This window comes from Stenotrophomonas sp. SORGH_AS_0282 (assembly GCF_030818125.1).
Classification (GTDB): Bacteria; Pseudomonadota; Gammaproteobacteria; order Xanthomonadales; family Xanthomonadaceae; genus Stenotrophomonas; species Stenotrophomonas rhizophila_A.
On sequence record NZ_JAUTAB010000001.1, the window covers coordinates 1,113,435 to 1,132,551 of the forward strand.

Consider the following 19,117-nt stretch of genomic DNA (forward strand, 5'->3'; position numbering starts at 1 on the left):
CGCAGGTAAGGAAAAGGCCGCGAAATGCGGCCTTTTTTCATGGATGGCACAAAAAACAACGGCCCCTTTCGGGGCCGTTGCTGCATCAGGTACCGATCAGTGGATCGATCAGAACTTCTGCTTGTACTGCATGTAGTAGTAGCGGCCCGGCAGGTCGTACTGCGGGTCGAACATGTTGTACGACACCGAGTAGGACACCGGCGGCTGCTTGTCCCACACGTTGTTCAGACCCAGCATGACGGTGCCGTTCCACGGGGTGTTGTAGCGGAACTGGACGTCGTGGTAGGTGGTCGCACCGATGTGGTTCTTCTGGCCGTCCGGATCCGAGCAGTAACCGCGGGTAGCGGCGCCCAGCAGGCAGTCTTCGGTCATGCCGGACTTGTAGCGCAGGCCGTAGTTGACGCCGAAGTCGCTGAAGGACCAGTCGACGTACAGGTTGGAACGGATGCGCCAGTACGGATCCTGGTTCAGGTAGTCACCCTGGCGGCCGTCGACTGCGGAGTCGGCGGTGGCCTTGGTTTCCCACTTGCTCAGGTAGGTGCTGTCCCAGCTGACCGTGAACTGGCCGAACGAGGTTTCCGGCAGACGGTACGCCACGCCCAGGTCCCAGCCTTCCACGTTGTACGAGGACAGGTTGAGCAGCGGCATGTCGACGTTGACGATCGCGTAGTTCTCGTCGGCTGCGCCGTAGTTCGGGTCACGCGTGATCAGCGGGCAGTACTGGGCCTGCTCCTGCGGCGTACCGCCGTAGCAGCGGCTCATGATGTCGTCGATCGACGGACGGGTGATCGAGTCTTCGATTTCGATCTGCCACCAGTCCAGCGTGACGTTCAGGCCGGTCACGAAGCTCGGGCTCCACACCAGGCCCAGCGTCTTGCTGGTCGAGGTTTCCGGCTTCAGGTTCGGGTTGGACTGCCAGGTGAACGGTTCGACAGTCTGCAGCGGACCCGGCTCGCCGTCGGTGTTCGGCTGGACCAGGCCAGCCGGCACGCCCTGGGCCTGGCACTGGGCCAGCACGCCACCGGTCGGGTTGTTGGCCGCGGCGCAGGGATCAGCGTAGGTTTCGAACGAATCGGTGTCGCCGCGGTACAGATCGTTGATGCTCGGCGCGCGGAAGCCTTCCGAGTAGTTACCGCGGATCATCAGGTCGTCGATCGGCTTCCAGCGGAACCCGAACTTGTTGTTGGTGGTGTTGCCGAAGTTGCTGTACTTCGAGTAGCGGGTCGCCACGCTGAAGTCGAGCAGCTGGGCACCCGGCAGGTCAGCCAGCACCGGGATCGACAGTTCGAGGTAGAACTCGTCCAGGTCGTAGCCACCCTTGGTCGGGCTGGCGCCGTTACCGGTGCTCAGGCCGGCCGCGATGAAGGCATCCGGATCGAACTGGCCGGTTTCCTTGCGGTACTCGTAACCGGCTGCGAAGGCCAGGTCACCGGCCGGCAGCGGAACGATCGTGCCGGAGATGTTGGCGTAGTAGCCCTTGGAGACCTGCGAGGCCGAGTCATGCGCGGTGAACGAGGTGTAGTCCAGCGCAGCCTGCGAGATCGAGCCTTCCGGACCCAGCGGGTTGATCGGCGAGCAGCCCGGGATGATCGCGCCACCGGCACCGAAGCAGACGGCCTGGCCGGTCACCGGGTCGATACCCGACGGGCCGTAGGCCGCGTCCAGGTTCTGCACGTTGAACAGGCCGTAGGTCAGGTCGTTCTGGTCGGTCTTGTCGTAACGGTAGCCGACGTCCCAGTCGAAGGTACGGTCAGCCACTTCGAAGAAGCCTTCGAAGCCACCGTAGAAGTGCCAGTTCTTGACGTTCTGGTTGAACGAACGGCCGCCGGTTTCATTGAAACGACGGTTCACGCCGGTCAGGTCGACGCCGTACGGGTTGTACATGCTGTCGGCGCTGAGGGTCATGCCGGTCACCGGCATGGCGGCCAGCAGCTGCTCGGACTTACGCTCGTTGTACATCGCTTCCGTACGGAAGGTGATGTTGTCGGTCACGTTGTACGAGCCCGAGGCGAACAGCGAGGTGCGCTCGTTCGGGGTCAGCAGGTAGTTGTCCGGGGCGGTGTTGTAGCCGTGCACGTTGGACACGAACGGGGTCTGCACGCCGTTGATGTCGACGTAGCGACGGCCGTTGAACAGGTACGAACCCGGGATGCCGGTGCCGCTCTGGCCGCTGAAGAACGGGGGGCCACCGGCGGAGATCTTGCGATCACCGGCCATGACTTCGCGTTCGTTGACGTAGGAGGCGCCGATCATCACCGACGCGCGGTCGGTGGTGGTGCCCAGCACGAAGTCGGCGGCTTCACGCTCGCCGTCGCCCGCGCTGTACTGGCCCTTGTAGAAGTTCGCTTCTGCGCCGTCGAAGTCCTTCTTGGTGACGATGTTCACCACGCCGGCGATGGCGTCGGAACCGTAGATCGTCGAGGCGCCGTCCTTCAGCACGTCGATGCGCTCGACCATGGCCACCGGAATGGTGTTCAGGTCGACGCTGCCGTCCAGGCCGGTGGTCCAGCGGCGGCCGTTGACCAGCACCAGGGTACGCTGGCTGCCGAGGTTGCGCAGGCTGATGCCCGACGAACCGTCGCCACCGTTGTTGAAGGTGCGGTTCAGTGCGGCGCCGTTGGCGGCGACGCGCTGCAGGACGTCGGCGATCGAGGTGACGCCCTGCTTGTCGATGTCCGCGCGGCTCAGGCTCAGCACCGGCTGCGAGGTCTCGATGTCGGTGCTCTTGATGCGCGAACCGGTGACCGAGATGCGGTCCAGGTTGGTCGTATTGGCGGCTTCCTGCGCCTGCGCGGTGGCGGTGCCGGCCGCGACGACCAGTGCAACGACCACTGCATCACGCAGCTTGTTGGACTTAAAGTTCATTGCTCTCTCTCTCCAAGGGAATCTTGGGTATTCACTGGGGTGTTTGCCTCAGGCGGTGCCAATAGAGAGCACCAAAGACCACAAGGCTGACTCGATAGTAACTGCCGCTTCGAAAGAATTAAAGTAGCGTTAATGAAGTCTGTGATCTGTGTGAAATTCGGCAAAGTCCTTGTGGATCAAGGCGCTTAAGAGGGTTGCAAGCGTCAAATGGCTCATTTGTTAACAAATTGTTAGCAAAATAGTTGCAGTTGTTTTGTCACGCTCTGTATCAGGTTGGCGTGTTCAGTGACCTCAACCGGGGCGCTGGAACGACAAAGGCGCGCCAATGGCGCGCCTTTTCTGGTCTTCCCGGGTCATCGAAACCTGGACTCAGAGGTCCTGCTCGTACCGCACGTAGGGCACGGTGCCCTCATCGGTGCTCTCGTTGCGTGGGGCGAACGGGTTCTTGCCGCGGGTGATCACGTTCTCGGCACCCACGGTGAGCTGGCCGCTCCACGGGGTACGCCAGGTCAGGCCTACGCCCAGGCCTTCCCACTTGCCGGGCTGGCCGGGCACGTCGACCACGCGGCCGATGATGTTGCCGCTGAAGTTGCCGTAACCGGCACCCAGGGTGAGGCTCTTGCTGTCCCAGCGGTCCACCAGGGCCGGGGACACGTCGGACAACGGCACCAGGCGCGCCTTGGCGTAGGTGCCGCCAATGGAGACGAAGCCTTCGCGGCCGATGTTCTTCTGGCCGAACACGGTCAGGTCGTTCTGCTCGGCGCGCAGCGCCGGCGATTTGTTCGGGCCGGCCAGCCAGGCGGGCAGGGTGTCCTTGCCGGTGCCGGCGGTGATGCCGACGCGACCGCCGGGGCGGTTGAACGCGGCGGTGCCGGTGACGCGGCGGCTCAGCGCGTTGTCGTCCTCGTCACCCAGGCTGGCCAGCATGCAGTGGCTGGCCAGCCCGCTGATGCTGGTGCCGCGGCTGCTGTTGCAGAGCAGGCCAAGCGAATCGCCCGAGGACAGCCCGAAAGCGGCATCCAGCGAACTGCGCCCGAAGTGCCAGCGGGCGCCGGCAGCCTGTTCCCCGGTGGGTTCCAGGTAAAGCAGGGCTTCGACCTTGCCGCTGCCCTTGTTCCAGACCGGAATCACCGTGCTGTCCTGGCGGGCCTTGGACTGCGCATAGGCGCCCGGGATCGCGGCGAGGGCGATCATCAGGGCCAGCGGTAGACGCAAAAGGGCGCGCATGGGAATTCTCAGACAGCGGTGATGAGCACAAGTTCCCGCCGAAGCGGGACACTGATCCTAGGGCGTTTATGAATTCTTAACAAGTCTTGGTTCTCCCCAGAACAAAACTCGCGCGGCGATTACTGAAGCCGTTCAGGTGCCGGTGAGGAAACAACGGCGTCGCGGAACAGTATGTCGAATTCCGTCAACGGAAAGTGATACTCCCGTCCGCAGAATTCGCAACGGATGTCCACGGATCCCGTGGGTTCGGCGGCCGCCCGGGCCTCAACTTCGCCCAGCGACTGCAGCATGCCCTCCACCCGTTCGCGCGAGCAGGAGCAGGCAAAGCGCAGCGGGCGCTCACCCAGCAGCTCGGGTGCCTGTTCATGGAACAACCGGTGCAGCAGCTCATTGCCGGCCACGTCCAGCAGTTCCTGCTTGCCCAGCGTCTCGAACAACGCACTGGCCCGGGACCAGCCGTCGGTATCGCCCTCGTCGCCGGGTAGCTTCTGCAGCAGCAGGCCGGCGGCCCGGTCGCCATCGGCGGCCAGCAGCAGGCGCGTGGGAAGCTGTTCGGACTGGCGGAAGTAGTCTTCGAAGGCCTCGTCCAGTCCGGATGCGCCCAGGCCGACCAGGCTCTGGTAGCGCTGTGGCTCGCGCGGGTCCAGCCCGGGGTTTTCAATGGTGATGGCCAGCAGCGCGTCCTCGCCCAGCGCGGTCAGGTCGCGCGGGGCATCGCCTTCGCCGGACAGCTGGACGATGCCGCGCAGGGTGCCGGCGGCGGTGCATTCGGCAAACAGCGTGCGCATGGCGGTGTTGCTGCGCAGCTGGATCGACAGCCGGCCGTCCACCTTGGTGTGGCCGGTGAACAGCGCCGAGGCCACGGTGGCTTCACCCAGCAGCTCGGCCGCGGCCGGCGGGTAGGTGCCGTGGGAGAGGATCTGCTGCCAGCTGGCGTCAAGGTGCACGTGCACGCCGCGCACGCCGGCATCGGGAAGCAGGAAACGGATGAGGGAATCGGTCTGGGCGGTCATCGGGTCGGTGGCTGCGCTTAAGTAATGAGGGCGTGTTGCCGGATAATGCGCCGACAACCGTGCAAGCAGAGGATGCACCACTAATGGGGGCAGAGCGCAGCAACCACAAGGCCGAACCGGGCCTGGAACCGACCCGCCGGCGCCGCTGGCGCTGGAAACACCTGCTGTGGCTTCCGGTGCTGTTCGTGGCCGGCAGCGTGCTGCAGGTGGCCGTGCTGCGCTTCATCGACCCGCCGCTGTCGACGGTGATGCTGTGGCGCTATGGCGAGGCGCTGGGCCAGGGCGACTGGAGCTACCGGCTGCATTACCAGTGGCGCGACCTCGACCAGATGGCCCCGAGCCTGCCCATCTCGCTGGTAGCGGCCGAAGACCAGCGCTTTCCCGAACACAATGGCTTCGACCTGCAGGCCATTGAAAAGGCGCGCGACCACAATGCCCGCGGCGGGCGCCTGCGCGGCGCCAGCACCATCAGCCAGCAGGTCGCCAAGAACCTGTTCCTCTGGCAGGGCCGCAGCTGGATCCGCAAGGGGCTGGAGGTCTGGTACACGCTGCTGATCGAAACGCTGTGGCCGAAGTGGCGGATCCTGGAGATGTACGCCAACATCGCCGAGTTCGGTGATGGCATCTACGGTGCGCAGGCGGCATCCAGGCAGTTCTGGAACAAGGATGCGGCGCGGCTGTCGCCGGCCGAAAGCGCAAAACTGGCGGCCGTGTTGCCGGCTCCGCGCCGGTACAACGCCGCGCGCCCCGGCCCCTACGTGCAGCGACGCGCCGCCTGGATCCAGCGACAGGCGCGGCAGCTCGGCGGCGGCGCCTACCTGAAGGATGAGTGAGCCATGACGATTGAACGCCTCACCCTGGTCATCGCGGCCCACAACGAAGCGCTGGCGCTGCCCCTGTTGCAGCCACGGCTGCGCGCGGTCCTGGATGGACTGGAGGGCGTCGAGGGCCGGATCGTGTACGTCGACGATGGCAGCACCGATGCAACCTGGCAGGTCATGCAGGAACTGGCGTCAGCCGACAGCTGCGTGGGCGTGCTGCGCCTGTCGCGCAACTTCGGCAAGGAGGCGGCACTGACGGCCGGACTGGACTTCGTGGACACCGGCGCGGTGATGATCCTCGATGCCGATGGACAGGACCCGCCCGAGCTTATTCCGGAGTTCGTGGCGCTGTGGCGGCAGGGCTATGACAACGTGTACGGCACCCGCCAGGTGCGCGACGGCGAAAGCTGGCTCAAGCGCAGTACGGCGTCGGCGTTCTACCGGGTGATCGGGCGGCTGTCGAGGATCCCGATTCCGGCCGATACCGGCGATTTCCGCCTGCTCTCACCGCGCGCGCTGCAGGCGCTGGGCCAGCTGCGTGAACGCCACCGGTTCATGAAAGGGTTGTTCGGCTGGGTCGGCTTCCGGCGCGTTGCGTTGCCGTATCACCGGCATGCGCGGATGGTGGGCGACAGCAAGTTCGGGTTGTGGAAGCTGTGGAACTTCGCACTCGAAGGCATCACCAGTTTTTCCACGGTACCGCTGCGGGCGGCGACCTACCTGGGAATGGCCACGGCAGGCGTGGCATTCCTGTTTGGCGGATGGGTGGTGCTGAAGGCGGCGCTGTACGGCGACCGGGTAGCCGGCTACCCCACGATGATGGCGGTGATCCTGTTCCTCGGCGGGGTGCAGCTGATCGCGCTGGGCCTGATCGGGGAGTACCTGGGCCGGCTGTACGAGGAGTCCAAGCAGCGGCCGTTGTACGTGGTTGACACCTGGCATGCACCGTTCGTGGCAGACTCGGGCGTGCATCACATCGGTGGAGAGCAGCGAGATGACCACGGTACGACAGCTGTTGGAAGGCAAGTCCCCTGAGGTGTTCGCGGTAGGTCCGGAATCGGCGGTGATCGACGCGATCCGGTTGATGGCCGACAAGGGCATCGGCGCGGTTTTGGTGATGGACGGCCGCAGCCTGGTCGGCATCCTGTCCGAACGCGATTACGCACGCAAGATCGTGCTGCATGACCGCTCCTCGAGGTCGACGAAGGTCAGCGACATCATGACCGCCAAGGTGGTGACGGTGGCGCCGTCCGAGCAGGTGGAGCACTGCCTGCAACTGGTCACCGACTACCGCATCCGCCACTTGCCGGTGGTGGACAGCGGCAGCGTGATCGGCGTGATCTCCATCGGAGACCTGGTGAAATCGGTGATCGACGAACAGGCCCAGAAGCTGGACCAGCTGCAGCAGTACATCGTCGCAGGCTGAGCTGCCTGCAGGTATTTTCAAGCGAAGAGCAGCGTTTCAGTTCTTCCGTGCTGGGGCGGCCGACGGGCAGCCCCGATGTTTGGTCGTGCGCGGAAACGAGGAGCAGCCACGCAGGGCGTGGCTATTTACTTCGCGTACCGGCCGCCACAATTCGAATCTTCACCGGGCCCGGTTTCAATCGTGGCCAGCAGCGCGGCAGGCGGGGCAATGCTGCCCAGCGTGAGCGCGATGGCACCACGCAGCCCGAGCGCCTTGAAGTCCGGCCGGAACGACGGATCCTTGAACGTGCCGCCGATGCGCAGGGGCGAACGCAGTGCCAGGATGCTGATGTCCTTCGGACGGGGGCGCAGCAGCAGGTCGAGCTTTTCCTGCTTCAGGTCCACCGTGCCTTCTCCAAGGATCAGCGTATCGGTGGTATCAAACGCCAGCTGCTGCGAGGTCATCAGGCCCTGCTTCACGCCGAAATCGCCCCACGCGCAGCGCAGCGGAATCTGCTTGTCGCCGGTGAACAGGAACTTCAGCGATTCGGCTACATCCAGGCCGGCCAGTTCCATGATCAGGTTGCCGACATGGCCGCGACCGATGCCCACCGCAACGGCGCCATCGGAGCTTCCCAGCATGGATGCGATCGAGTTGCCGTTGCCGGTAAGGTTGATCTCACCACTGATGCCACCGGAGGCCTGCTCGGCCAGCTTCGCGTCGGGGAACAGCCCGCCCAGCTGCACCTTGCGGATGCTGGCCTTGAGCTGGGTGGCAATGGTCGGCTTGCGTGCATCCATGCGGATGGTGCTGCGGATGTCGCCGCCGGCGACGCCGAAGTTGAGCGGCTCCAGGCGCAGCAGGCCGTCGTCCAGCTTCAGGTGTGCATCCATGTCGTCCAGCGGCAGCGCGGGGGAGTTGATGCGCTGCGCCTTCCAGTGCACATCGGCATCCATCGCGCGGAGCTTGCTGAGGTCGTAGGGCGTATCCGGGAGCACGCGTGCCTTCACTGCGAGTGCTGCAGCCTTGGCCTTCTGTTCGGCATTGGCCGATTCGCCGGCCCCGGTCTTGGGCGGGGCGCCGACGAAGCCGGCAAGGTCATCGAAGTCCAGGCGCTTGGAAACAAGTTCCGCCTTGAGGAAGGGGCGGTCGCCACTGACGTCGATCTGCGCGGTACCGCCCAGGTCGCTGTCGCCGGCGACACCGGTGAAGTTCTCGTACCGCCAGACATCGTTGTTGCGCTTGAGGCGGCCTTTCAGGCGATACGGCGGGGTGGAGGGGATGGCCAGGCCGATCAGTGGATACAGGTCTTCCATGTCCTGGCCGCTCAGCGCGAAATCAAGATCGAAGGTGCGCAGGGCGAACGGGTTGGTCAGGGTGCCGCTGGCAATGGCATGGGTACTGCCGGCACGGCCATCCAGATGGATGCGGAACGGATGCTCGCTGTTGGTCAGTTCCAACGGCGATTCGGTGTTGCCCGCCAAGGTGAACGGATTGCCCTGCCAGCGGCCCTTGCCGCTGACCAGCAGCGGCGGTGCGCTGTCGGCATTGCGTGGTTTGCCGCTGGTGATGGCGACCAGGATGTCGGTCTTTCCAGCGGCATCAAGGAACTTCAAGCGGCCATCGTCGACCAGCAGGCGTTGCAGCACGGGCGGCTCGCCATCGCTGGGGCCAAGAAAATCCCAGTTGCCGGGCTGGTCCTTGCCGGGGGCGGTTTCCAGCAGCAGGTCGGGGCGGGTGAGGCGGATTTCCGGAATGCGGATATCGCCACGCAGCAGGGGCCAGGCGCGCAGGTCGATCTCGGCGCGGTCGGCGCTGGCCATCCGTGGGGTCTTGGACCATTCGGCATTGGCGAATGTCAGGCCATCGGCGCGCACGGTAAGGGTGCGCCCGAGATCGACATCCAGATTGCCGCCAATATGGAATTCGCGGCCGGTCTTGGCCTGCATGGCGCGCTCAACGGGGCCTTTGAACCAGTTCCAGTCCCACAGCGCGATCACCAGCAGGATCAGCGCGAACAGGAAAACCAGCACCGCCAGCCAGCGCTGCCTGCGCTTGCCCGGTCGGCGAAAACGCCAGCGTGAGCGGGAGGATGGCGCAACGGGCGTAGGAGCGGGAACGGTATTCACCCGCCCATCCTTGCCCGTTCATCGTGCAGGCAACGCGAAGCATTGGTAAGGATCGCGTCAGTGTGGCGCAAAAGCCGAAGCCAAGGCTGGAGCGCTTGCTATTCATTGATACGTGCTGGGCGGGCGGGGGTAGCCCATGCCGGGACACGCCGTAAACCCATCCATGGGGGCTCGTTCGCGCCATCCATGGCGCTCTACGGTCCCGGCATGGGCTACCCCCGCCCGCCCCCAAGCAGTTTCTCAGCGGTGGGAAGAGCAAGGGCCTGCTCTTGATCTCCGTTGCCTGCCGACCAGACGTCGAAGGGGCGGTGTGGGTGGGTTGACGGGACCGTAGAGCGCCATGGATGGCGCGAACGAGCCTTATCTGTTCGGAATCTGGCAGCGTAGGCGTCGAGAGCCGGCGTGGGCCGCCGTAAGAGCCTGGATCTCGACGATCGCCATGTAGCTTGGCGCCCACGCCGGAATCTCCCTTGATCCGCCCGAACAGTTGCTGGAGCTGACACTCGCAGTGATAAGACTGGGCAAGCGGGGGAGCTCTCGACCCTTCCAGACTATACGGAGTTGGGCGATGAACGGGATCGGGATTGATGTGAGCAAGCGTCAGCTTGATGTTGGTACGACGGACGGGGAAATTCTGCAGGTCAGAAACACCGCCGCTGGCTTTGCTGAATTGGAGGCCTGGCTGAAAGAACACCCGGCGGACCAGATCGTGCTGGAGGCTACCGGTGGCTATGAGCAGCGCGTGCTGGATTTATTGCACAACGCCGGTCGTCCGGTGGTCCGCGCCAATGCCCTGCGGGCCCGCAGGCTTGCCCAAGGTATGGGCCACGTGGCCAAGACCGACCGCCTGGATGCCTACGCATTGGCGAAGATGGCCGTGCTGATGAAACTGCCCGCCTACCAGCCGCTGGAGCCTTGGCAGCAAAGAATGCGGGAATTCGTTCGGGCTCGCCGGCAGGCGATGCAGGCGCTGACCGTCGCGCGACAGCAGCAGGAAATGGTCGGTGATCGTGAATTGCGCCGGCTACTGCAGGCCAACATTACACGCTTGCAGACGCTGGTCGCACGCTTGGGAAAGCAGATCGGCGAACAGGTTGAACAGCAGCCTCAACTGGCCGTAATGAAGTCGATGAAGGGCGTCGGTCCTGCGTTACAGGCGGTACTGGCCAGCCATCTGCCCGAGCTGGGCAGAATCAGCGGCAAGGCCATCGCCAGCCTGGTCGGCGTGGCACCGATGTCCCACGACAGCGGCACGATGCGCGGAAAACGAAGTATCCACGGTGGTAGAGCCGAGATCCGCCAAGTGCTCTACATGGCCGCCATGTCGGCCATGCGGCATGAGCCTCGGCTGCGGGATTTCTACCGGTCGCTGCGGGCCCGCGGCAAGGAAGGCAAGGTGGCCATCGTGGCGGTGATGCGGAAGATGCTGGTAATCCTCAACGCCCGCGTGCGTGACGCTGAAAGCGGACCGATCCCCGCCTGAAGCTAGCCAACAGGGGGACATCCACAGGCTGCCGGCCAGCGGCCGGCACCACCATGCCCGTCTGCCGGAGGGGCCGCCGGCCCCTTCAGCAACACAGTTGCTACAAGGACGTACTTGCGGCGTGTCCCGGCGACCCACCCACACCGCCCCTAAACAGCAAGCAAACGGCAACCTGCTGTTGCTGTTGCTGTTGCGGTTGCCGTTGCTTCAAAGAATCTGTGCAGTAACCGCAACGAAGTGACAGACACTTCCGCCGATCACGAACAGGTGCCAGATCGCGTGGGAGTAGGGGATGGATTCGCGGTGGTAGAAATAGGTGCCCAGCGTGTAGGACAGGCCACCGGCGAACAGCCAGCCCAGGGTCCAGCCGTCGATGGAAGACCACATCGGCTTGATTGCCACCAGCACCATCCAGCCCATGGCAATGTAGATGATGGTGGAGAGCAGCTTGAAGCGGCCGGTGAAGAACAGCTTGAAGATCACCCCCGCCAGTGCCAGCGCCCAGATCGCGGTGAACATGCCCCAGCCCCACGGGCCGCGAAGGCCGATCAGGGTGAATGGAGTATAGGTGCCGGCGATCAGCAGGTAGATCGCGCAGTGGTCGAATACTTTCAGTCGGCCCTTGGCGATCGGGTGCTGGATGGCGTGGTAGAGCGTCGAGGCTGTGTAGAGCAGCAGCAGTGCCACGCCGAACACGATGGCGCTGGCCAGCTGCCAGGCGTCGCCGTAGATCGCGGCCAGGGTGATCAATACCGCGCTGCCGGCGAGCGCGGCGACCGCGCCCAGCCCGTGGGTCAGGGCGCTGGCGATTTCTTCACGTACGGAAGCAACAGAGGTCATGGCGATGATCGTCGCGCGGGGAGGGGGAGCCCGCTCCCCCCTATCATCGCCGGTTTCGCCAGGTCAGGCGACCGACACGCTGTGCGCGGCTTCGCGGGTTGCCGCGAAGCGCACGTCCGGCGCGCGTTCCTGCGCCAGCTGCAGGTTGACCCGGGTCGGCGCCAGGTAGACCAGCTGGCCCGCCGCGTCGATGCTGAGGTTGCCCGCATTCTTCTCGCGGAACTCTTCCAGCTTCTTCGCATCGTTGCAGGTCACCCAGCGCGCCGTGGTCACGCTAACAGGCTCGAAGGTCGCTTCCACGCCGTACTCGTCCTTCAGCCGGTAGGCGGCCACGTCGAACTGCAGCACGCCAACCGCGCCCAGGATCAGGTCGTTGCTCATCAGAGGGCGGAAGAACTGGGTGGCGCCTTCTTCGGACAGCTGCGCGAGGCCCTTCTGCAGCTGCTTGAGCTTGAGCGGATCGCGCAGGCGCGCGCGGCGGAACAGTTCCGGCGCGAAGTTCGGGATGCCGGTGAAGCTCACAGCTTCGCCTTCGGTGAACGTGTCGCCGATGGAGATGGTGCCGTGGTTGTGGATGCCGATGACATCGCCCGGCCATGCTTCAGCGGCGATTTCGCGGTCGCTGGCCATGAAGGTCAGCGCGTTGGCCAGCTTCATTTCCTTGCCCGTGCGCACGTGGAAGGTCTTCATCCCCGCCACGAAGCGCCCCGAACAGACCCGCATGAACGCCACGCGGTCACGGTGCTGCGGGTCCATGTTGGCCTGGATCTTGAACACGAAGCCGGTCAGCTTGTTTTCCTGTGGGGCGATCACCCGACCGGTGGTGGCGCGTGCCTGCGGCGACGGCGCGTGCTCGACGAAGAAGTCCAGCAGCGGCTGCACGCCGAAGTTGTTCACGCCCGAACCGAAGAACACCGGCGTCTGCCTGCCGGCCAGGTAGGCGTCAAGATCGAACGCGTGGCTGGCGCCCTGCACCAGTTCCAGCTCGTCGCGCAGCTCGGCCAGCATGCCCGCGCCGATCTTTTCGGCCAGGCCCGGTGAATCGATCGACGGGAAAATGGTCGAATCCTGCCGGGTGAAGTTGCGGCCCTGTTCGTACAGGTGCACTTCGCCGCTGATCAGGTGGACCACGCCCTTCAGGCGCTGGCCCATGCCGATCGGCCAGGTCACCGGCGCGCACTGGATGCCCAGCACGCTTTCCACCTCGTCCAGCAGGTCGATCGGCTCCTTGCCCTCGCGGTCGAGCTTGTTGATGAAGGTCATGATCGGGGTGTCGCGCAGGCGGCACACCTCCATCAGCTTGATCGTGCGCTCTTCCACGCCCTTGGCCACGTCGATCACCATCAGCGCCGAGTCCACCGCGGTAAGCACGCGATAGGTATCCTCGCCGAAGTCGGCGTGGCCGGGGGTGTCGAGCAGGTTGACGATCTTGCCTTCGTACGGGAACTGCATCACCGATGAGGTGACCGAGATGCCGCGCTCCTTTTCCAGCGCCATCCAGTCCGAGGTGGCATGGCGCGCGGCCTTGCGGCCCTTGACCGAGCCGGCCATCTGGATCGCACCGCCGAACAGCAGCAGCTTCTCGGTCAGCGTGGTCTTGCCGGCGTCAGGGTGGGAGATGATGGCGAAGGTGCGGCGGCGCGCAGCTTCGGTAGCGACTTCGGACATGGCGTGACGCGCCCGCCCGGGGCGCTTCTCATGGAGATAAGCCCGCCAGTATACCGGGCCGCCCAGCCCGGCGGGTCAGTGGCTGGCCGCGTCGCCGCCGTCAGCCGCTTCACGCGCGAAGTGCAGCTCGCCCTGGGGGGCCACGATGCGTACCGGAATCGAGCGCAGCTGCATGCCGGCATTGGCCTGGACCACGAAATGCAGGTGTGGGGCGGTGCTGTAGCCGGTGTTGCCGGACACACCGATGCGCTGGCCGGCCTCGACCCGCTGGCCGCTGCGCACCAGTACCCCGTTTTCGCGCAGGTGGGCGTACACGGCCATGCTGCCGTCTTCATGCAGGACCCGGATGAAGTTGGCGCGGTCGCGGTCGCGCGCGGGATCCCGCCCGTTGCCGCTGAAATTGCCCTGCACCTGCATCACCTTGCCCGCGCGGGCAGCAAGTACCGGGGTGCCTTCGGGCAGCGCGAAGTCCACCGCATCGCGGTTTTCAGCATCGTTGTGGCTGAAACGCCCCTGCGGCGCCTGGCTGACCTGGAACCGGCGCGCATCGAAGGGCAGCTGGTAGGCCACGTCCTGCGGCCGCGCAGCCGGGTCGCCGGGAACCGCGTCCAGCAGCAGGTTCAGGCGTTCGGTATCCGGTGGCAGCTGCAGTCGCGCCACCACCACGCTCGCCGAGCCGGGGAGCACGGTTTGAAGGGGCAGCCCGGGCAGCAGCGCGGCACCCGCGTCCTGGCGCAGGGCGATCTGCACCGGGCCGGTGAGGTGGTTGTCGACCCGCGCCTGCCAGTACGCGGCGCCCCCTTCGAGCTTCACCGAGGCCAGCGTGCCGCTCCGCGCGCCCTGCGGCGCCTGGTCGGCCGGGCGCACCAATCCCCAGCCGCCGCGCCAGTCCGCTCCACCGTTGGATTCAGCGGCCGGTGCCATCAACGGGCACGCCAGCAGTGTGAGCAGCAGGATCCGGCGCATCAGCGAGCTTCCAGTAAGGGTGCGCGGACTCTACGCAACCGCGTTCGTTCAGGAAAGAGGGGCGGCTGCGGGCTGATGAGAAAAAACTATATCGCTTCATCCAGATGGAAGGATTGACATGCCCGGAATGTGCTGGCATCGTGGCTCCACCATCGAGACCGGCAGAGGGACAGGCCCTTTGAAGCCGGGGCAGCCCGCAGGCGCGAAAGCGACCTGCGTAGGTGCCAAATCCTGCGGGGACCGTGGTGTCTTCCGAAAGATGGTTCGAACCGTGCACCGTGCGTGCGCTTCGAACGCGAGCTCCGCGAAAGCTCGATGGCCGTTTTCCTCTTCGGGATATCGCCATGAGTTTCGCCACCGCCGCCATTGCTTCGGACTCCTTCGCCCCCTTGAGCGTTCCGGTTGATGCCGGGCGCAGCGCCGTTCGCGGCGAGATCGCCGCGATCCTGTCGATGCGCCACGGGGGGGCACGCCCGGTGCGGCTGCGCTACGAACTGGTGGGCCGTGAACAGGCGCCCGTGGTGGTGCTGGCCGGTGGCATTTCCGCACACCGGCATGTGGCCGCCAATGCCGAGTTCCCCGAGAAGGGCTGGGCAGAGGGCCTGGTGGCACCCGGTCGCGCGCTGGATCCGGCCTCGCGCCGCATCCTGGCCTTCGATTTCATCGGTGCCGACGGCGCACTGGACCTGCCGATCGACACCGCCGACCAGGCCGATGCGCTCGCCCTGCTGCTCGATCACCTCGGCATTACCCAGCTGCAGTGCTTCGTGGGCTACTCCTACGGTGCGCTGGTGGGCCAGCAGTTCGCAGTGCGCCACCCGCAGCGGTTGGCCAAGCTGGTCGCGGTCAGCGGCGCGCATCGCCCGCATCCCTACGCCGCCGCCTGGCGCGCGCTGCAGCGCCGCGCGGTTGCGCTGGGCCAGTTGCAGTGCGGCGAAAGCCACGGCCTGGCGCTGGCCCGGCAGTTCGCCATGCTCAGCTACCGCACCCCGGAAGAATTTGGCGAGCGCTTCGATGCACCGCCGGAAGTGGTCAACGGGCGTGTCCGCGTGGCGGCCGAAGATTACCTGGATGCCGCCGGCGCGCAGTACGTCGCGCGCACCCCGGTGGAGGCCTACCTGCGCCTGTCCGAATCGATCGACCTGCACCGCATCGATCCCGCCGCGATCAGCGTACCCACCGTCGTGGTGGCCGTAGAAGGCGACCGCCTGGTGCCGCTGGCCGACCTGGTCGGCCTGGTTGAAGGGCTGGGCCCGCGCGGCAGCCTGCGCGTGCTGCGCTCGCCCTATGGCCATGACGCCTTCCTCAAAGAAACCGATCGCATCGACGCGATCCTCGCCACCGCATTCCGTACCCCGGGAGAAAACGCATGAGCCAGTCCGCCGGTTCCGAGCCGACCTGTAGCCGAGTCACCGCCGCCGTGCGCGCCGGTATCGATCGCGATACCGCGCACGGGGCGGTGACCCCGCCGATCGTGCTGTCGTCGAACTTCAGCTTCGATGGCTTCGGCAACAAGCGCCAGTACGACTACACCCGCAGCGGCAACCCCACCCGTGACCTGCTCGGTGAGGCGCTGGCCGAACTCGAAGGCGGTGCTGGCGGGGTGATCACTTCCACCGGCATGGGCGCGATCAACCTGGTGCTCAATGCGCTGCTGGAACCGGGCGATATCCTGGTGGTGCCACACGACGCATACGGCGGCAGCTGGCGCCTGTTCAACGCGCTGGCGAAAAAGGGCCACTTCCAGCTGGTCACAGCCGACCTGACCGACCCGCGTTCGCTGGCCGACGCGCTGGCGCAGTCGCCCACGCTGGTGTTGATCGAGACTCCGTCCAACCCGCTGCTGCGCATCACCGACCTGCGCTTCGTCATCGATGCCGCGCACCGCGCCGGTGCGAAGGTGGTGGTCGACAACACCTTCCTGTCGCCGGCGCTGCAGCAGCCGATCGCCTTCGGTGCCGATGTGGTGCTGCATTCGACCACCAAGTACATCAACGGCCACAGCGATGTGGTCGGTGGCGCCGTGGTCGCGCGCGATCCGGCGCTGCACGAGCAGCTGGTGTGGTGGGCCAACGCGCTGGGCCTGACCGGTTCGCCGTTCGATGCCTTCCTGACCCTGCGCGGCCTGCGGACGCTTGGTGCGCGGCTGCGCGTGCACCAGGAAAACACCGCCGACATCGTGAAGCTGCTGGCCGCCAGCGATGCGGTGGCCAACGTCTACTACCCCGGCCTGGAATCTCATCCCGGCCACGCGATTGCCGCGCGCCAGCAGAGCGGGTTCGGCGCGATGCTGTCTTTCGAACTGGCCTCGTGCCCCGGCGATGACCCGCACGCGGCGGTGCGTGCGTTCGTGGATGGCCTGCGCTGCTTCACCCTGGCCGAATCGCTGGGTGGGGTGGAGAGCCTGGTCGCGCACCCGGCCACCATGACCCACGCGGCGATGACCGCAGAGGCCCGCGCCCATGCGGGGATCAGTGAAGGCCTGCTGCGCCTGTCGGTGGGTATCGAAGCGGCTGAAGACCTGGTCGCGGACCTGCAGGCCGGCCTGGAGCGGGCCCAGGCGGTGATCGACCGCCAGGCGCAGCTGGCCCAGCGCAGGCTGGTGGACGCATGAGTGCGGTACTGCCTTTCGCGCGACCGGCGCCACGTCGCTTGGCGTTGCTGGGCACGGGCACCGTTGGAACCGCGTTCGTGCAGCGCTACCAGGCGCTCGAGGCACGAGGCGTCGAGTTGCCCCAGTTCTCGTGGCTGGCCAACTCGCGCACGGCACGCGCCTGCGAACAGCAGCCGGCACAGGCCCTGGAGCGCGCCAACGATGCCGCGCGCACGGCGCCAGCGCTGCAACCCTGGGCCGAAGCCGAAGGTCTGCAACGCGGTGACGTGGTGGTGGACGCCACCGCCAGCGATGATGTGGCCAACTGGCATGAGCAGTGGCTGGCGCGCGGCGTGCACGTGGTGACCGCCAACAAGCTGGGGCAGGGCGCACAGCTGGCGCGTGCACAGGCCATCGCCGGCAGCGGGCTGGACGGTGGTGCGCGTTACGGCGACAGCGCCACGGTTGGCGCAGGGCTGCCGCTGTTGAGCAGCCTGCGCGGGCTGGTGGCCGGCGGCGACCGCATCCACCGGGTGGAAGGCGTGCTGTCGGGGTCGTTGGCGTGGCTGTTCCATCACTACGACGGTCAGCGCCCCTTCTCGGCGTGGGTGCGCGAGGCGGCGGGCGCGGGGTACACCGAGCCGGACCCGCGCGTGGACCTGTCCGGTGAGGACGTGCGCCGCAAACTCCTGATCCTTGCCCGCGCCAGCGGCATCGCGCTGCGCGCCGAACAGGTGGCCGTGAACTCGCTGGTGCCCGATGCACTGGCGGTGCTGCCGACCACCCAGGCGATCGAACAGCTGGCCCTGCTGGACGCGCCGCTGCAGCGGCACTGGGAGCAGGCACGCGCGCAGGGCGGTTGCCTGCGCTTCATCGGCGGCTTCGACCATGACGGCGCCACGGTCGGGCTGCGGATCGTGCCGCTGGACCATCCGCTGGCCGGCGGTGCGCAGACCGACAACCGCGTGGCGATCCACAGCGACCGCTACAACGCGCAGCCGTTGTTGATCCAGGGGCCGGGTGCGGGGGCCGGGATCACCGCCGCCGCCTTGTTGGACGACGTGTTGTCGATCACTCGCCCTTCAACGCCTTCAACAACGCCGCGTTGAACCGCGACGGGTCCTGCACCTGCGGCGAATGTCCCAGGTCGTCGAAGCTCACCAGCGTCGCGCCGGGGATCGCGGCGGCGGCAGCCTTGCCCAGGGCAGGGTAGTCGCCCAGCGCAGCTTTCAATGCAGGCGGGGCCAGGTCACGCCCGATCGCGGTGCGGTCCTTCTGGCCGATGAAGAGCGTGGTCGGCACGCGGATGTTGGCCAGCTCATGCACGACCGGCTGGTTGAACACCATGTCCGAGGTCAGCGCCTGGCTCCAGGCCACGGCCTGCTTGCCGGGGCCGGCATACATTCCGGCCTGCATGCGTGCCCAGTGTTCGAACTCCGGCGTCCACTGGCCGCTGTAGTAGACGTCAAGCTGGTACTTCTTGATGCTGTCGAAACTGGTGTTCAGTTCGTTGGCATACCACGCATCCACACTGCGCCAGGGCACGCCCTTGGCCTTCCAGTCTTCCAGCCCGATCGGATTGACCAGTGCCAGCTGGCGCAGCTGCTGCGGATACATCAGCGCGAACCGCGCGGCCAGCATGCCGCCCATCGAATGGCCGACCAGGTCGACTTTGGTGGTGTCCAGTTTGAGATGCGCCAACAGCGCCTGCGTGTTTGCTGCCAGCTGGCCGAAGGAGTACTGGTAGCGCAGTGGCTTGCTCGATTTGCAGAAGCCGATCTGGTCCGGCGCAATTACCCGGTAGCCGGCGCTGCTCAACGCGGTGATGGCATCACGCCAGGTGCCCGCGCAGAAATTCTTGCCGTGCAACAGCACCACCGTGCCGACCTGGCGGCCGGCAGGCGCCACGTCCAGGTAGGCCATTTCCAGCGGCTGGCGCTGCGAATCGAAGCTGAAGGTCTTGATCGGCCAACCGTAGTCGAAGGCCTGCAGGCGCGCGTCGTAGGTGTCGGCGGCGAACGAGGTCAGGGGCAGGCAGGCAAGCAGGGCGGCGGCCAGGATGCGCATGGCGGTCTCCAGTGGGGGAACCCCGAGGATAACCGCCCAC

15 protein-coding genes and 1 riboswitch are annotated in these 19,117 nt (G+C 66.0%); of the genes, 7 read left to right on the plus strand and 8 right to left on the minus strand.

Annotation, left to right across the window (positions count from 1 at the left end; all coding sequences use genetic code 11):
• Nucleotides 1–108: 108 nt before the first annotated feature.
• The 3 genes from QE395_RS04805 to QE395_RS04815 all read right to left on the minus strand — a co-directional run bounded on the left by QE395_RS04805 (nt 109) and on the right by QE395_RS04815 (nt 5,105).
• Complete coding sequence (locus tag QE395_RS04805; RefSeq protein ID WP_249832953.1) at nt 109–2,865, minus strand: TonB-dependent receptor; 2,757 nt, start codon at nt 2,863–2,865, stop codon at nt 109–111.
• Between the two features lie 369 nt (nt 2,866–3,234).
• A complete protein-coding gene (locus QE395_RS04810) occupies nt 3,235–4,059 on the minus strand; it encodes a hypothetical protein (RefSeq protein ID WP_179197306.1) in 825 nt (274 codons plus the stop codon).
• A gap of 152 nt (nt 4,060–4,211) precedes the next feature.
• Entirely contained in the window at nt 4,212–5,105 is an 894-nt protein-coding gene (locus QE395_RS04815; protein WP_093532826.1) for an Hsp33 family molecular chaperone HslO, read from the minus strand.
• An 83-nt stretch (nt 5,106–5,188) separates the two neighbouring features.
• Here QE395_RS04815 and mtgA point away from each other — a divergent pair, with 83 nt between their 5' ends.
• From mtgA to QE395_RS04830, 3 genes are read left to right on the plus strand one after another with little or no spacing between them, the layout of a single operon-like run.
• Nucleotides 5,189–5,938, plus strand: coding sequence for a monofunctional biosynthetic peptidoglycan transglycosylase (mtgA, locus tag QE395_RS04820; protein WP_068853696.1), 750 nt, complete (start codon nt 5,189–5,191; stop codon nt 5,936–5,938).
• Nucleotides 5,939–5,941: 3 nt separating this feature from the next.
• Nucleotides 5,942–6,961: a glycosyltransferase family 2 protein gene (locus QE395_RS04825; RefSeq protein WP_249832952.1), complete on the plus strand. Its 1,020-nt coding sequence runs from the start codon at nt 5,942–5,944 to the stop codon at nt 6,959–6,961.
• Nucleotides 6,921–7,352, plus strand: a complete 432-nt coding sequence (locus QE395_RS04830; RefSeq protein ID WP_184126788.1) for a CBS domain-containing protein — start codon at nt 6,921–6,923, stop codon at nt 7,350–7,352. The genes QE395_RS04825 and QE395_RS04830 overlap by 41 nt, the downstream gene beginning before the upstream one ends.
• Before the next feature lie 125 nt (nt 7,353–7,477).
• On the opposite strand, the gene QE395_RS04835 is transcribed toward QE395_RS04830, so the two are convergent.
• The gene (locus QE395_RS04835; protein WP_249834383.1) at nt 7,478–9,370 is read right to left on the minus strand and encodes an AsmA family protein; all 1,893 of its coding nucleotides are present in this window, start codon (nt 9,368–9,370) and stop codon (nt 7,478–7,480) included.
• 658 nt (nt 9,371–10,028) lie between these two features.
• Here QE395_RS04835 and QE395_RS04840 point away from each other — a divergent pair.
• Nucleotides 10,029–10,943, plus strand: a complete 915-nt coding sequence (locus tag QE395_RS04840; protein WP_306987722.1) for an IS110 family transposase — start codon at nt 10,029–10,031, stop codon at nt 10,941–10,943.
• A 207-nt stretch (nt 10,944–11,150) separates the two neighbouring features.
• Here QE395_RS04840 and QE395_RS04845 read toward each other — a convergent pair whose 3' ends face one another.
• The 3 genes from QE395_RS04845 to QE395_RS04855 all read right to left on the minus strand — a co-directional run bounded on the left by QE395_RS04845 (nt 11,151) and on the right by QE395_RS04855 (nt 14,417).
• A complete protein-coding gene (locus tag QE395_RS04845) occupies nt 11,151–11,789 on the minus strand; it encodes a hemolysin III family protein (protein WP_179197307.1) in 639 nt (212 codons plus the stop codon).
• 57 nt (nt 11,790–11,846) lie between these two features.
• Entirely contained in the window at nt 11,847–13,451 is a 1,605-nt protein-coding gene (locus QE395_RS04850; RefSeq protein ID WP_210130867.1) for a peptide chain release factor 3, read from the minus strand.
• Nucleotides 13,452–13,526: 75 nt separating this feature from the next.
• The gene (locus QE395_RS04855; protein ID WP_249832950.1) at nt 13,527–14,417 is read right to left on the minus strand and encodes a M23 family metallopeptidase; all 891 of its coding nucleotides are present in this window, start codon (nt 14,415–14,417) and stop codon (nt 13,527–13,529) included.
• A 146-nt stretch (nt 14,418–14,563) separates the two neighbouring features.
• A riboswitch (SAM riboswitch) is annotated at nt 14,564–14,683 on the plus strand.
• A 78-nt stretch (nt 14,684–14,761) separates the two neighbouring features.
• Between QE395_RS04855 and QE395_RS04860 the strand changes: the two genes are divergently transcribed.
• From QE395_RS04860 to QE395_RS04870, 3 genes are read left to right on the plus strand one after another with little or no spacing between them, the layout of a single operon-like run.
• Nucleotides 14,762–15,790: a homoserine O-succinyltransferase gene (locus QE395_RS04860; protein ID WP_095364376.1), complete on the plus strand. Its 1,029-nt coding sequence runs from the start codon at nt 14,762–14,764 to the stop codon at nt 15,788–15,790.
• Nucleotides 15,787–17,031: an O-succinylhomoserine (thiol)-lyase gene (locus QE395_RS04865; RefSeq protein ID WP_306987726.1), complete on the plus strand. Its 1,245-nt coding sequence runs from the start codon at nt 15,787–15,789 to the stop codon at nt 17,029–17,031. Before QE395_RS04860 ends, QE395_RS04865 begins: the two co-directional genes overlap by 4 nt.
• Nucleotides 17,028–18,119, plus strand: a complete 1,092-nt coding sequence (locus tag QE395_RS04870) for a homoserine dehydrogenase (protein WP_249832948.1) — start codon at nt 17,028–17,030, stop codon at nt 18,117–18,119. Before QE395_RS04865 ends, QE395_RS04870 begins: the two co-directional genes overlap by 4 nt.
• Here QE395_RS04870 and QE395_RS04875 read toward each other — a convergent pair.
• Nucleotides 18,082–19,077 (minus strand): alpha/beta hydrolase, encoded by a 996-nt coding sequence (locus tag QE395_RS04875; protein ID WP_249832947.1) that lies wholly within the window; start codon nt 19,075–19,077, stop codon nt 18,082–18,084. The genes QE395_RS04870 and QE395_RS04875 overlap by 38 nt on opposite strands.
• Between the last annotated feature and the right edge of the window lie 40 nt (nt 19,078–19,117).

Excerpts from the sequence above, each read along its gene's own strand:
- QE395_RS04805 (WP_249832953.1), bottom strand. The coding sequence starts at position 2,865 with ATGAACTTTAAGTCCAACAAGCTGCGTGATGCAGTGGTCGTTGCACTG.
- QE395_RS04810 (WP_179197306.1), bottom strand. The coding sequence starts at position 4,059 with ATGATCGCCCTCGCCGCGATCCCGGGCGCCTATGCGCAGTCCAAGGCC.
- QE395_RS04815 (WP_093532826.1), bottom strand. The coding sequence starts at position 5,105 with ATGACCGCCCAGACCGATTCCCTCATCCGTTTCCTGCTTCCCGATGCC.
- mtgA (WP_068853696.1), top strand. The coding sequence starts at position 5,189 with ATGGGGGCAGAGCGCAGCAACCACAAGGCCGAACCGGGCCTGGAACCG.
- QE395_RS04825 (WP_249832952.1), top strand. The coding sequence starts at position 5,942 with ATGACGATTGAACGCCTCACCCTGGTCATCGCGGCCCACAACGAAGCG.
- QE395_RS04830 (WP_184126788.1), top strand. The coding sequence starts at position 6,921 with ATGACCACGGTACGACAGCTGTTGGAAGGCAAGTCCCCTGAGGTGTTC.
- QE395_RS04840 (WP_306987722.1), top strand. The coding sequence starts at position 10,029 with ATGAACGGGATCGGGATTGATGTGAGCAAGCGTCAGCTTGATGTTGGT.
- QE395_RS04850 (WP_210130867.1), bottom strand. The coding sequence starts at position 13,451 with ATGTCCGAAGTCGCTACCGAAGCTGCGCGCCGCCGCACCTTCGCCATC.
- QE395_RS04855 (WP_249832950.1), bottom strand. The coding sequence starts at position 14,417 with ATGCGCCGGATCCTGCTGCTCACACTGCTGGCGTGCCCGTTGATGGCA.
- QE395_RS04860 (WP_095364376.1), top strand. The coding sequence starts at position 14,762 with ATGAGTTTCGCCACCGCCGCCATTGCTTCGGACTCCTTCGCCCCCTTG.
- QE395_RS04865 (WP_306987726.1), top strand. The coding sequence starts at position 15,787 with ATGAGCCAGTCCGCCGGTTCCGAGCCGACCTGTAGCCGAGTCACCGCC.
- QE395_RS04870 (WP_249832948.1), top strand. The coding sequence starts at position 17,028 with ATGAGTGCGGTACTGCCTTTCGCGCGACCGGCGCCACGTCGCTTGGCG.
- QE395_RS04875 (WP_249832947.1), bottom strand. The coding sequence starts at position 19,077 with ATGCGCATCCTGGCCGCCGCCCTGCTTGCCTGCCTGCCCCTGACCTCG.